Origin of the sequence: Candidatus Clostridium stratigraminis (assembly GCF_045310675.1) — a bacterium.
Classification (GTDB): Bacteria; Bacillota; Clostridia; order Clostridiales; family Clostridiaceae; genus Clostridium_AT; species Clostridium_AT stratigraminis.
The window spans coordinates 56695-70296 of sequence record NZ_JBJHZZ010000008.1 but is presented as its reverse complement, the minus strand read 5'-3'; the positions used below and the strand labels follow the sequence as shown (position 1 = coordinate 70296).

Here is a 13602-nt window from a genome sequence, read left to right as displayed (position 1 = left end):
TTATAATAATTATAACATATAATATTACAATATTTATTGTTAAAAGTGCTTGTAATATTGCAAAAGTTGTTCTATTTTATAGATATAACTTTAAAAACTTATTAAACTATTATTACCATTTTGATTATAACGGGTACTTCCAATTTTATAATCAGATATAATTTTAAATCGAGGTGTTAATATAGAAATGGATATGAGTAATATAAAACTTAGGAGCGGTTATCTTAATTCTGACTTTGAGTATTTTCACATAATAGATAAAAAACATATGGAGTTTGAATTGCATTACCATGACTTTAATAAAATAATCATATTTATATCAGGAATTGTAACCTATCTAATTGAAGGAAAGGTCTATAAACTAAAACCTTGGGACATTCTATTTGTAAATAGCCATGACCTTCATAAACCAATAGTCAGCATGGATGTCCCCTATGAAAGAATAGTATTATGGGTAAATTCAAGTTTTCTAGAGCTCCATAATAGAGGAAATTCTAATCTACAGACCTGCTTTGAGCTTGCATCAAAAGAGAAAATCTGCCTGCTTCGCTTGTCAGCCGACAATGTTAAAAGCTTGCAGTCAATCCTTTTTAATTTAGAAGCTTCAAATAAAGATAATGATTTTGGCAATGAGGTTCTAAAAAGTTCATTATTTCTACAGCTTATGGTTTATATTAATAGAGCTTTTCTTAGACGAAAACTAAGCACAGCTTATATTGACATTGAATATGATGAAAGAATTGCAGCTATTCTAGACTATATTAATTCAAACTTAAAAGAGGACTTATCAATAGAACGTTTAGCATCAAAATTTTATATCAGTAAATACTTCTTAATGCATAAATTTAAAGCTGATACAGGCTATACTTTGCATAACTATATACAGCAAAAGAGGTTAATAAAAGCGAGCAATCTAATAACGGAAGGCAAGCCTATTACTCAAATTTACTTAGACTGCGGCTTTGGTGACTATTCAAGTTTTATAAGAGCTTTTAAAAAGGCTTTCAATTTATCTCCGAGAGATTATTATAAAACTTCAAATAAAATGGATGCCTCTTATATCTACGGCACCCACTTCCATAACAATTAGCAATAAAAATTCTTTAATCAATATAATCTTTATATCTTTTTAGCACATCATGATTATCATGTATAAAATTTACGTAATCCTTAAGTCTATTTACAGTCTTGTCACAAATGGTGTGCTCCATTTTCTCTGTTTCCTGCAAAATATTTTCCTCAGGAACACCAATAATTCTAAAAAATTCTTCTATAATATTATGCCTCTTTAAAAGTGCTTCTCCGATCTTCTTGCCATTTTCCTTAAGCATTATTACTCCATACTTTTCATACTTTAATAAGCTTAGTTCAGCTAATTTTTGAACCATTTTTGTAGCAGAAGGTGGTTGTACATTTAATGCGTCAGACAATTCATGAATCCTCGTAAAGCCATTACTTAAAGATAGCCTGTAAATCATCTCCAAATAATCCTCCATAGATGCAGTAAGAGAATTGTCTTCTTTCTTCATATACTCGCTAAATGTATAAAAATCGTTATTGTCCATAAGCTCACCCACTTTAGGATAAGATATTGTTAATTTTGTAGTATCATTTAATAGCGGACCCAAATAATTTGTTAGTAAATTATATGCCAATTTATTTTAAAAAATTACAAATTTGTAACACATCTTTTTACTGTTTCATAGCCTATATTAGAGAGTTAGTTAAGGCTAATTTATTTAACTCTTAATAACTATCTTATTTTAAGCTAATAAAGAGGTGTTTTACATGAATTCTTCTAAAGATTATAAAGAGCTTGCCATAGAATCCGAAAATACATTAATAGCGAGCGTACCAAACATAACCAGTACCAATGTTTTCAGCAAGTTTAAAGTCTTATTGAAATTCCTAGGTCCTGCATTTATCGTAAGCGTGGCCTATATAGATCCAGGTAATTTTGCTACTAATATAAGTGGAGGTTCCATTTTTAAATATAACCTTTTATGGGTAATTCTTTGGAGTAATTTAATGGCTATTTTCCTTCAGGTTATGTCAGCAAAACTTGGCATAGCAACAAATGCCAATTTAACTCAGATGTGCAGAAGAGTTTTCTCTAAAAATATTAACTGGAGCTTTTGGATAATTGCAGAGCTTGCAGCAATGGCCACAACAATGGCAGAGTTTTTAGGAGGTGCCTTAGGCTTTTATTTATTATTTGGAATTTCACTACCTATAGCTGGCATTCTTACTGCTATGGTGACCTTCGCCATAACCTATCTTCAAAAATATGGTCAACGAGTTGTTGAGGTAATTATTTCAATACTTGTTGCAGTTATAAGTATTGCCTATGCAATTGAGCTTTTTCTTGCTAAGCCAGATTGGGCTTCTGTTGGAAGCCATACATTAATTCCCTCTCTGCCTAATAGCCAGGCTCTCCTTATTGCAGTAGGAATGCTTGGAGCCACTGTTATGCCTCATGTAATATATCTTCATTCACAGCTTGTACAAGATAGAAATGATACTCAGCATAGCTTGGAAGAAAAAAAAAGACATCTTAAGATGGAGAAAGTAGATATAGCAATTGCAATGAATATTGCTTTTATTGTAAATGCAGCAATGGTTATTGTATCAGCAGCAGTGTTTAATTCTCAAGGACTAGTTGTAGACTCCATTGAACAGGCCCATAAATCCCTTCAGCCTCTTTTAGGTTCCCTATCAAGCGGAGCCTTTGGAATAGCACTGCTAGCCTCTGGTTTTTCCTCTTCAACTGTTGGTGCAATGGCAGGCGAAACTGTAATGGATGGTTTTGTGGATGTAAAGCTTCCTTTAAATTTTAAAAGGCTACTAACTATGCTTCCAGGGATGTTAATAATAGTTATTGGAGTAAACCCTATGAAGGCTTTAGTTATGAGTCAAGTATGCCTAAGCTTTGCCCTTCCTGCTGCTATAATACCTATGCTTATTATTACGGGGCGAAAGGATTTAATGGGTACCTTTGCTAATAAACCTTGGGTAAAGCTGCTTGGAATAATAATTACTACTGCTATTATACTAATGAACCTAGTCTTACTATATTTTACTTTTTTATAAAAGAGTGTTTTAACTTAAACTACCAAGCAGTTATTAATCGCGGAAAGGTTTTAGATGCTCTTCCGCGTTATTTTATAATTTCCTAGTAATCTTAATCATTTATTAACAAAAATTTAAAATTTCGACACAAAACTGCCATAATAGAAAACTATAATTTTTATGAAGCTTATAATTCGACAGCTTCTATACTCTTTAAAAATTATGGCGGAAGGAAGTGAAAAAAGTGCAAGTAAATTCAATATCTAGTTTATCACAATTAGAACAGCTTCAAGCTTTAACTGGAAATGATGGAACTTTATCTACTGATAATTCTAATTCTTCCTTTGCATCTTTGCTTCAAGGAATGCTGCAAAATACTCAAGAAACCGCTTCATCCACTAACCCATTATCTTCAGTAGAAAATAACTCAATAAGCGGTTTAGGTTCTCTATCTTTAGATCCCCAGAAATTAGCTCAAATGCTGCAGCTACAGTCTATGGAAAATATTCTTACAAATGCAGAATCTACAGATAGCGACAGCTATGATAACTCTGATGGGGATTCAGATGATAGTATAAGTATTATGCCAGATAATACAAATGATATGTCCCAAATGTATAGCTACATACTTGAAGCATTAAACCAAAACTCTTTCCAAAATGCAAATGCTGCTCAAGCTTCAGCTGATTCTAGTGAGTTAGTTAATGCTAATGCAAATACAAGCAGCAGCACAAGTACACACTCATAAAACTTATATATGGGTAAAGTAAACTTTTAAAGAAATAAAATAGGCATCTAGAGTAATTTCTTTAGATGTCTGTTTTTATATATATTTAATGGTCTTAATTGACTATATTGTTCTTTTAAATCGGGTATAATATAAATAAATCTATTTAATTAATTTTGCTACGCAGAATTTTAAAGGGAGAAAAAACATGAGTATAAAAAATAATAGAGTTAAAGCCTTTATAGGTACCTATACAACTGGTGAAGGAAAAGGAATTTACAGTCTCCAGCTGGACTTAATCACTGGAGCAATTGATAGTGTGAGATTAGAGGCTGAATTAGGTAATCCAACCTATTTAAGCATTGATAAAAATAATAGCTACTTATATTCTACAATAAAAAAGGGTGAAAGCGGAGGTGTGGCTGCATTCTCCATTAATTCTGATACTAGGAGCCTCAAGCTTCTTAACTACAAGGTGTCAGAGGGCAGTTCTCCTTGCCATGTAAGCCTAAATTCTAATAGCACCTATTTATTCTCAGCAAATTATCATAGAGGTATTGAGGAGGTTTATCCTATAAAGAGGGATGGAACAGTAGAAAAGGCCGTATCTACAGCAGTTCATAGTGGCAGTGGCCCAGATGGAGAAAGACAAAAAAAGCCTCATGTTCATTTTTCTGCCTTAACTCCTGATGAAAAGTATCTATGTTCGGTAGATTTGGGTATTGATAAGTTAATTATTTACACCTTAGAAAGCGGCATTTTATCAAAACATAAGGAAATAGCCTTAAAACCAGGCTGCGGTCCAAGACATATAGATTTTCATCCAAATGGAAAGTTTGCTTATATTATTACAGAACTAAGCTCAGAAGTTATTGTATTAAAATATGATTCTTTAAAGGGTGACTTTGAAGAGCTTCAATATATTTCTGCACTTCCTTCTGGCTTTAATGGAGAAAGTCTTGGAAGTGCTATTCATATATCACTAGACGGAAAGTATTTATACTCTTCAAATAGAGGCCATGATAGCATAGCTGTATTTAAGATTGACTCTTTAACTGGAAAGTTAACTTTAGTGTCGCACACATCCACTGATGGAAAACATCCAAGAGATTTTAATATTGACCCAATGGGAAAATTTCTTATTGCTGCAAACAGAGATACAAATAATATAGTTCCGTTTTTAATAGATAAACTAAGTGGTAAGCTTACACAAGTAAACTCAGGAGTTTCAATTCCAAATCCTGTGTGTATTAAATTTTTAGCAATATAACACATTATCTATATTTATTAACACTTTTTAAAGGAACCAGTTTTGGTTCCTTTAAATTATATAACTAACTTCTAATTTTTATAAATCATCTTATAATTTTAAATAATTCTATTTAGCTGCCGTTCTATCCTCAATCATTGATATTATGGGAAACATTTCATTATAATGCTTTTGAATAAAAAGAGCATTCCTTTTTTTATAAAGTCTTTCTGCAAGTTTATCTGCTATAGGAATTAGAAATCTTTCATGTCTGCACTGCACAGGTGACACTTTATTAATACTCCCTGTTGCCTGTTTATTCATACAGCCGCAGTAGTGATTGCATCGCTCTTTAATTGCACAGTTCTTGCAGCTCTCTTTTTCTTCTTCATTAAGTTCATGCAACTTAGCTTGTTTTGACAGAATAATTCCCACATCCACATTTCCAATACAATATTCTTTTTCTCCTACAAATTGAACACAAGGATACAGGAAGCCATCAGGAGCCACGGATATCTGTTTCTTACCTAACTCGCAGCGTTCATGACAGTAATTGTCTCCATTTACAAATGAACTGATTTTAACTTCGAAGGGGCTTAAATAAAATTTGTCCTCTTTCATTGTTCTATCCAAATAAAATTCTGCTAATCTTTCATATTGCTTTTTTAGTTCCTTCATGTTTTTCTCAGTCCAATGAGCTTCGTAATTTAAAGAAATTATTATATATCTGAAACCTTTTTTATAAAGATACAGCACTCCGTTATAAAAATAATTTGCAGTGTCTGGATTCACTACCATCATAACAGGAGCATAGGGCCTTTTTGAAAGTAAAAGTTCTACTTTATCTGAAAGAACAGAAAAGGTTTCTCTCCCATAGTTATCTATCCGGTGTTTATCATGAGCTTCCCTTATACCATCATGACTCAATGCTATAAATATATCTTCCTTTAATGAAAGCTCTATAAAAGCTTCATCTAGAAGAATACCATTAGTTGTTATCTTAAAGTAAAAAGCCCCTTCTCCTATCTTTTCCTTCCATCTACAATATTCAATTATGTCATAAATTAAATTCTTACAAAGCAGTGGTTCTCCTCCGAAAAATACTATACCTGTAGGTCTATTTTTCCCCTTAGAAGCCATGTTTACTGCTTTCCTAGCAGTTTCAATGCTCATAGTCTTTAAATTTTCATTGTTTACATAGCAATAACTGCAATTCATGTTGCAGCCATTAGTTAAATGCAGGGTGTAATGCATATTTTTCTCCTTATATACTCTTTATTTTTAAATTATTCCTTGAGCTTTAAGCCATTCAAAAAAATCCTTTACCTGCTGTTTGAGTTCCTCTTCTGCCTTGAGCTTTGCTTCAACATCCTTTAGAATCACTCCATATTGTGGACTTATCATTGGATTATAAAAAACTCCAACAGAAGTATCTCCATGATTCTCATTAATTCCATCTCTTAAAACCTTAGCAGCAGACAAAAAATCATAGGTTTCCACAGTAGAAAACATACCTCGTTTCTTTTGCCAGCCTCTGTAGTCTGTTTGAGATACAAACTCAAAGCCTATTTTCTTATCCTTATCAAAACCATCCAGCCTTAAATTGCCTACATTTGAAGATATTATTTCTTTTCTATCTGTAGTTTGTGGATCCGGATATAAACTTGTAACAGGTAATTTTACATTTCTTATCTCTTTACCAGAGTTTTCAAAGCTAATACTATAGTTTTTTGCTTCTTCTTCAACTACTTGAAAAGCCTCTTCCTCAGATATAAATGAAGGCGGTGCTACAGAATCACAGCCGAAGCTGCCTCTGCCACTGCCATGTTCAAAGACTGGTGCAACCAGAGACTTTTTTTCTAATGAACCTTTGACACTTGCAGCTGTTTCTTTATTTCCACAAGCGCTTAAAGTAATCATTAATAAAGTTGAAAGCGCCGTAGAAGCATAGATATTATTCTTCCACCTATTAGGTAAGAGTTTTAATATATCTGGATTTTCTAATGCATCTCTCCTAGTAGGATAATTAGGACTATTGTATTTTTTTACTGGAGTTATCTTCATAATAGCTTCCACCCTTTAACATTTTATATTTAGTAATACGTTTTATATTTTATAACGTCATAAATAATTTATAGAGTAGTCTGAATATTGATTAAATCGTTATTTTTGTAACAAGTTACAAAGTTAATGTATCAAGTTACAAATATTCAAAAATATGAAGGAAAATCATATTGTCTTGCATAAATATATATTGGGTGAGATTTTTTTATTCTATTTAAAGGAGATGTTTTTATGTTTAGCCTAACAAATGCAACTACCTTTGAGATAGTTGCCATATGGTGTGTACTTTTAATTGCATTTTTAGGCTTAGGGTACGCTTTAATGTTAAGAACTCAAATTCTTAAACATGACAAGGGCACGGAAAAAATGCAAGAGGTTTGGGGGGCAATAAAGCTTGGGGCTGATGCCTATTTAAAGCGTCAGTTAAAGACTATCGTCCCATTAATTGTTGTACTTACCTTTGTTTTATTTTTATCAGTCTATGTGGTTCCACCATCAGAAGAAGCTATGGCTCGCTTTACAGGAAAATCTACTGATTCTGTTAAGGTAATAATTGGCTTTGGCCGTGCAATTGCCTTTATTATGGGAGCCTGCTTTTCACTAATGGTCGGACAGTTTGGTATGAGAATGGCTGTTGAGGGAAATGTTCGTGTTGCCTCTGCCTCTACCAGGAGCTTTGGTGAAGCCCTTAAAATTGCCTATAGAACTGGAACTATAACAGGAATGCTTACTGATGGACTTGGCCTTTTAGGTGGAACATTAATATTTATGGTATTTGGAATATCAGCACCTGACGCTCTTCTTGGCTTTGGTTTTGGTGGCACACTCCTTGCTCTATTTATGAGAGTTGGTGGTGGTATTTATACAAAAGCCGCTGATGTAGGAGCAGATTTGGTAGGAAAGGTTGAAGCAGGTATTCCTGAAGATGATGCAAGAAACGCTGCTGTTATAGCTGACCTTGTTGGAGATAATGTAGGTGATTGTGCCGGTATGGCTGCTGATATTTTTGAATCTTATGAGGTTACTATTGTTTCCGGATTAATTTTAGGCCTATCTCTTATGAAAATTAATAACGGAGACTTAAAATGGATTGTCTTCCCTCTTCTTGTCAGGGGAATTGGGGTACTTTCTTCAATTATAGGAACCTACCTAGTTAAGGGCTCCAAGGATCTAAAAAATAGCAACGCAATGAGTTCCATTAACAAAGGCTTTTATATGTCAGCCCTCTTTAGTCTTACTGCTTTTGCTTTCTTAGCTCATTTTTATATGCATGAATGGAAGGCCTTCTTCTCAGTTGGAGTAGGTATTTTACTTGCCATAGTACTTGATGAGGTAACAAAATACTTTACAGATACTCATTATAAGCCGGTAAAAGAAATAGCATCTTCCTCTGTAACAGGCTCTGCTACTTTAATTTTAAAAGGTCTTGCAACAGGCTTTGAAAGTTCTGTATGGCAGACTATAGTTATAGCTGTTACAATTCTTAGTTCCATATTAATCTATAATGGTATGGGTGTAAGCTATGTACTTTATGGTGTTGCCATGACCGGTATTGGTATGCTAACCCTTACAGGTAACAATGTTGCTATGGATTCCTTTGGACCAATTTCTGATAATGCAAATGGAATAGGTGAACTAGTTGGCCTTGATAATGATGCTAGAAAGGTTATGGACCATTTAGATGCTACAGGAAATACAACCAAGGCAATTACTAAAGGTGTGGCTATCGGGTCAGCTGTTATTGCAGCTGTTTCATTATTTGGCTCCTTCCTTACTGATGTTACGAAGATTCAAGCTCAGCTCAACGTCAATGAGGGTATAAGACTTATATCAACTGGAATTAGAGTTTCAGAGCCTAAGGTTTTCATAGGCTTATTAATTGGTGCATGTATACCTTGGCTTTTCTCTTCTCTTATTATAAATGCCGTAACTCGCGCAGCAGCCATGATTGTTGAGGAAGTTAGAAGACAGTTTAGAATTCCAGGTTTAATGGAAGGAAGGGTTAAACCTGATTATCAAAATGCGGTTGATATTTGTACTGTTTCTGCTCAGAGGGAGCTTATAGGCCTCGCACTTATAGGAATCCTTTCACCAATAATTGTAGGAATTCTTCTAGGGGTGGAATCCTTAGGAGGCTTTCTTGCTGGGGTAATTGTTTCAGGACAATTTCTTGCAGTATTTATGTCAAATACAGGAGGTGCTTGGGATAACGCTAAAAAGACAATTGAAGATGGGCTTTATGGAGGAAAGGGTTCTGATTGTCATAAAGCAGCGGTTGTAGGAGATACGGTTGGTGATCCACTAAAAGATACTGCAGGACCTGCTTTAAATCCTATGATAAAGGTAATGAATTTAGTTTCTTTATTAGCTGCTCCGGTACTAGTACAATATAAGGCCACTGATATGGGTATGATAGCTACTTTAACAATCTGTGCTGTAGTTGTTATTGTTTCAGTTTTATATTCTAAAAACGGTGGGTTTAGATTTATAAAAACTAGTAAAGTTGCTGGAATAAGAAAGCCCTCGAAACTATAGAGATTCCTAAACTTGCTATTTAAAGAAAAAGAAGAAACGCGTAAGGGGTTTAATTTAATTGCTCCTTCCACGTTTTCTTTTTTTTGCTTATTTTTTATTTAGCATTCTTACTCTAAATCATTATATATACTGTAATATTCTTCTCCCCAATATTTTTGTATAAATTCATCTCTCCCAGAGATTTTTCTGTCTTCCTTATATTCTACAGGACTTTTCTTATAAAAATCTTGATGATACTCCTCTGCTTCATAGAACTTGGTAGCTTGTAGTATAGGAGTTACTATAGGTCCCGGGAACCTTTTAGATTCCTCCATTGCTTTTTTAGATGCCTCTGCCTTTATTCTTTGTCCCTCTGTAGTATAAAAAATTGCTGTTCTATAGGAAGGTCCCCTATCTTGAAATTGACCTTCAGCATCAGTTGGGTCTACTTGTCTCCAATAGGCCTGTAACAACTTGTCATAATCTATTACCTTAGGATCATATATTACCTTAATAACCTCATAATGTCCTGAGGTTTGAGATTTTACATCCCTATATGTAGGATTTTCAAGATGTCCCCCAGTATATCCGGATTTAACATCAACAATTCCATCCAGCACATCAAAAGGAGAAACCATACACCAAAAACAGCCGCCTGCGAATATTGCTGTTTCATATTTGTTTTCATTGATATTTTGAACCATTTTAATCTCCTATCTTAATTTTAATTTTCTAGTGGTACTGTATTGTGCTTCGAACTAATTTTACTTCTTTCTTTGAGTCATTGCATAGCTTTATAAGTATGCCATTTTCAGATGGTGCTGCATTTATGCAAATTGAATCACCTTCAATGAGCTTTTCCTCAATGTCTTCCCCGTTTACAACTACAATTTCACCTTCTGCCAAATAAAAAACTTCAGTTAAGCAATCTGCTTCATTATTTTCAAGACATAACTCTAGATTCTTTCCTGCCTCAATATCTATTGCCTCAAGCTTTCCCATGCAGCCTTCAGCCATCATAAGATTGAAATCCGTTACCTTGCCATAGCTATTTGTAACCCAATCACCCATAAAACTGTCCTTCTGAAAGGACTTAAGCTGTATCTTATGATGCCCCTGGTGTTCAAGTAAAAGTTCACCTTCTAAAACCATAATAATTCTTGAAATACCAGGTAAGCTAGTAAAAGTTGATTGTTCTGCCTCTACTGTTGCAGAGCTAAGTCTCCATTTAAAATTTCTTTCACTATAGGAAGCTTCAGGAGGGAAAATTAATAGCTCAGTAGTTCTTCCGCCCGACCAGTTGCTTATTTTATAATTTTCTTTTCTTAAAATACCAATATTATATCCCATTTTTCCCCCACTAAATATTTACATTGATAGTTTAGTAATTGTTTGATTAATATTCCTTATCTCATCAGTTGTATTGTCTAATTACCTTTTATAATATAACTTATTATACACTTAAGTCTTAATTGTAATCAAATTAATAAATATTAGCCATCACTTTAAATTACACGCACCCTCAAGCTGCAACATATGCTAATAACACTAATACAAAATAGCTTTAGGAAGGTTAACTGATTTAGATTTGTAAAAGAAAAAATAACTTTTGGTATGCTAAAAAATCGGCGAAAAAATACTTCTTTACATTACTATAGATGAATATATTGGTAATATTTTATAGCTGAGATATACTAATAGTGAGTATTTGTAAAAAATTATGTTATAAAGATTTAAAACCTTTTTATCCAGGTCACCTGCACAACTAACTGAAAATGCGGAAGATTATTAATAAAAGACATTGGACTTTCTCCGCGGATTCAGCCAATTCAGTGTCAAAAAATCTTTGCATGAATGGCATATGTGGCACTGGAAACGTCACTATGCCACATCTTTATATAATTAATTATATTAGCATATAAAATTTATTTATTCGTGAACATTTCACAAGGATAATTTATCTAATATATGTAAGAGTTCTTAGTTAAGGCCTTTAGAAGGAAATGGGGAGTGAATAAAGTGGAGCTTATTTCAAAAATAAATAATGCTGAAAATTCTGAATTAGATGTAAGGCTTGCTAAAAAGGGAGATAAAGAAGCCTTTGGACGTCTAATTGAGATAAATAAAGTTTCTATGTATAGAGTCGCATTAAGCATTCTTGGAGAAAAACAGGATATAGAGGATGCAATTCAAAACTCAATAATAAAGTCCTATGAAGGAGTAATTTATCTAAGAAAAGATGAGTTTTTTAAAACTTGGCTCATTCGAATAGTTATAAATGAATCCAAATCAATACTAAAGTCTAACAGTAAGGTTGTACATATTGAGGAAATTAGTAAAGAAATAAGTTCTACAGATGATTATAGCAGTATTGAGCTTACAAATGCTGTTAACTCACTAGATGAGGATTTAAGAATTACTACTACTTTATTTTACTTTGAGGATATACCACAAAAGGAAATAGCTGTACTTCTAGGTATTCCAGAAGGAACTGTTCGTTCTAGACTTTCTAGAGCAAGAACTAAACTCTATGAAATGCTTAAGGAAAGGTAGGTTAAAGATATGGATAAGGATTTACTAATTGATGATATATTAAAAGAAAAAGCAATCAGCGAGAATATTATTTTGCCCAAAGAGTTGGATATGAAAATTAAAGAAACTATAATAAACCTTCCTGAACGCAAGAAACAAAAAAGTAAATTTATTAAAAGAACTGCTGCAGCTGCAATAATAACAATAGCTACTGCCACTTGTTTATGTGTGGCCTTTCCTGCATATGCCCGAAGTGTTCCGGTTGTCAGCTCTGTGTTCCAATTCCTTAGTGATAGAAATCTTATTGATAGAGACTATATAGCTTATAGCTCAGATTTAAATTTATCTCGGACCTCAAATGGGGTTACTGTCACAATTAACAACATAGCTTATGATGGAATTGATTTAAGTATTGGTTATACGGTTGAAAGCAAAGAAGAAATGAAGGATATGCCACATATGTTAGATAAAGAATTTAGAATCAATGGAATGCTAACAAGCTTTGGCTCCAGGGGAACAGGGCAGCTAATAAATAAAAACACTTATGTTGGAGTAGATAGTTTCCATGTAGCAAAAGATTATTTACCCAAGGAAATACAAAAACAAACATTAGGCGGAAATGTAACAATTCCTGATACATTTATAATGGATTTAAAAATTAAGGAGTTTTCAAACAAACTTAAGGGCAATTGGGATTTTAAATTTAAGGTATCAAAAGAAAAGATAAAAGAAAAGGTTAAAGATATTAAAACCTCAATAGATTTATCTTCTTTAAGGCCCGGGTTAAAAGTAAATGAAATTGTTTTTACACCAATAAATACAGCCTTAAGGTCTGTTGAAAACAATGCTAAATCATATGAAATGGTTAATTACTTGGTAATTGATGAGAAGGGGAGAATATTATCCGCAAAAGGAGCCACTGGCAGCGGGTCCGATGAAATAAATAGATTTTACTGGGAGTACACATTTAGAAATATATATGAAGATACCAAGTCTGTTACCTTTATACCTTCAACTTATACAAAATACCAGAGTGAGAAGATTAAAAATAGCAATGGAAGCTGGGAAAACGATAAAAAGGATGTTCTACTTGATATAAATAAAACTACTGTTTTGTCACAAGGAAAGCTAGGAGATTATAAAATAACTCAAGTGGAATTTCTTAATGACAAGACTGTGATACACTATGAGTGTAATGGGCTTATTGCAGCAATTCAACCATATGGTTTAACAATTTTAGATAGTCAAGGTAAGGAATATCCACTTTCTAAAGAAGTAGTTACAGAGCTTGGAAATAATAAGTTTGTAGCTTACCTAGAGCCACTATCATTTAATAAAATGTATAAATTAAGTGCTGTAGATTATGAAAAAGTATATGATATTAGAGAAGATTTAAAGTTTACAATTGATGTAAAGTAAATAGCCAAATAAAAAACGTAGAGATTGA

Annotated in this window: 12 protein-coding genes; 7 read left to right on the top strand and 5 right to left on the bottom strand. The window is 33.2% G+C overall.

Translation table 11 applies throughout. The features are described from left to right. Positions 1-187: 187 nt before the first annotated feature. Positions 188-1090 (top strand): helix-turn-helix domain-containing protein, encoded by a 903-nt coding sequence (locus tag ACJDUG_RS11990; protein ID WP_406770113.1) that lies wholly within the window; start codon positions 188-190, stop codon positions 1088-1090. A gap of 13 nt (positions 1091-1103) precedes the next feature. On the opposite strand, the gene mntR is transcribed toward ACJDUG_RS11990, so the two are convergent. Then, complete coding sequence (gene mntR / locus ACJDUG_RS11985) at positions 1104-1565, bottom strand: transcriptional regulator MntR (protein ID WP_406770112.1); 462 nt, start codon at positions 1563-1565, stop codon at positions 1104-1106. Positions 1566-1788: 223 nt separating this feature from the next. Between mntR and ACJDUG_RS11980 the strand changes: the two genes are divergently transcribed. From ACJDUG_RS11980 to ACJDUG_RS11970, 3 genes are all read left to right on the top strand, one after another. Then, on the top strand, positions 1789-3090 hold the full coding sequence (locus tag ACJDUG_RS11980; RefSeq protein ID WP_406770111.1) for an Nramp family divalent metal transporter: 1302 nt from the start codon (positions 1789-1791) through the stop codon (positions 3088-3090). 214 nt (positions 3091-3304) lie between these two features. Beyond that, on the top strand, positions 3305-3817 hold the full coding sequence (locus tag ACJDUG_RS11975) for a hypothetical protein (protein WP_406770110.1): 513 nt from the start codon (positions 3305-3307) through the stop codon (positions 3815-3817). A 187-nt stretch (positions 3818-4004) separates the two neighbouring features. Continuing rightward, a complete protein-coding gene (locus ACJDUG_RS11970) occupies positions 4005-5066 on the top strand; it encodes a lactonase family protein (RefSeq protein ID WP_406770109.1) in 1062 nt (353 codons plus the stop codon). 108 nt (positions 5067-5174) lie between these two features. Here the strand turns inward: ACJDUG_RS11970 and ACJDUG_RS11965 are convergent, their stop codons facing one another. Together ACJDUG_RS11965 and ACJDUG_RS11960 are read right to left on the bottom strand one after the other, a co-directional pair. Continuing rightward, positions 5175-6299 (bottom strand): radical SAM protein, encoded by a 1125-nt coding sequence (locus ACJDUG_RS11965; protein WP_406770108.1) that lies wholly within the window; start codon positions 6297-6299, stop codon positions 5175-5177. A 27-nt stretch (positions 6300-6326) separates the two neighbouring features. Further along, the gene (locus ACJDUG_RS11960) at positions 6327-7109 is read right to left on the bottom strand and encodes a hypothetical protein (RefSeq protein WP_406770107.1); all 783 of its coding nucleotides are present in this window, start codon (positions 7107-7109) and stop codon (positions 6327-6329) included. 231 nt (positions 7110-7340) lie between these two features. Between ACJDUG_RS11960 and ACJDUG_RS11955 the strand changes: the two genes are divergently transcribed. Beyond that, the gene (locus tag ACJDUG_RS11955) at positions 7341-9644 is read left to right on the top strand and encodes a sodium-translocating pyrophosphatase (protein WP_406770106.1); all 2304 of its coding nucleotides are present in this window, start codon (positions 7341-7343) and stop codon (positions 9642-9644) included. A 107-nt stretch (positions 9645-9751) separates the two neighbouring features. Here the strand turns inward: ACJDUG_RS11955 and msrA are convergent, their stop codons facing one another. Next, positions 9752-10327 carry a peptide-methionine (S)-S-oxide reductase MsrA gene (gene msrA / locus ACJDUG_RS11950; protein ID WP_406770105.1) on the bottom strand — a complete coding sequence of 192 codons (576 nt, stop codon included), beginning with the start codon at positions 10325-10327 and terminating at the stop codon, positions 9752-9754. 28 nt (positions 10328-10355) lie between these two features. Continuing rightward, a complete protein-coding gene (locus ACJDUG_RS11945) occupies positions 10356-10973 on the bottom strand; it encodes a HutD/Ves family protein (protein WP_406770104.1) in 618 nt (205 codons plus the stop codon). A gap of 669 nt (positions 10974-11642) precedes the next feature. Here ACJDUG_RS11945 and ACJDUG_RS11940 point away from each other — a divergent pair. Together ACJDUG_RS11940 and ACJDUG_RS11935 are read left to right on the top strand one after the other, a co-directional pair. Beyond that, positions 11643-12176 carry an RNA polymerase sigma factor gene (locus tag ACJDUG_RS11940; protein WP_406770103.1) on the top strand — a complete coding sequence of 178 codons (534 nt, stop codon included), beginning with the start codon at positions 11643-11645 and terminating at the stop codon, positions 12174-12176. Positions 12177-12185: 9 nt separating this feature from the next. Next, entirely contained in the window at positions 12186-13574 is a 1389-nt protein-coding gene (locus ACJDUG_RS11935; protein WP_406770102.1) for a DUF4179 domain-containing protein, read from the top strand. The last annotated feature ends 28 nt before the right edge of the window (positions 13575-13602 follow it).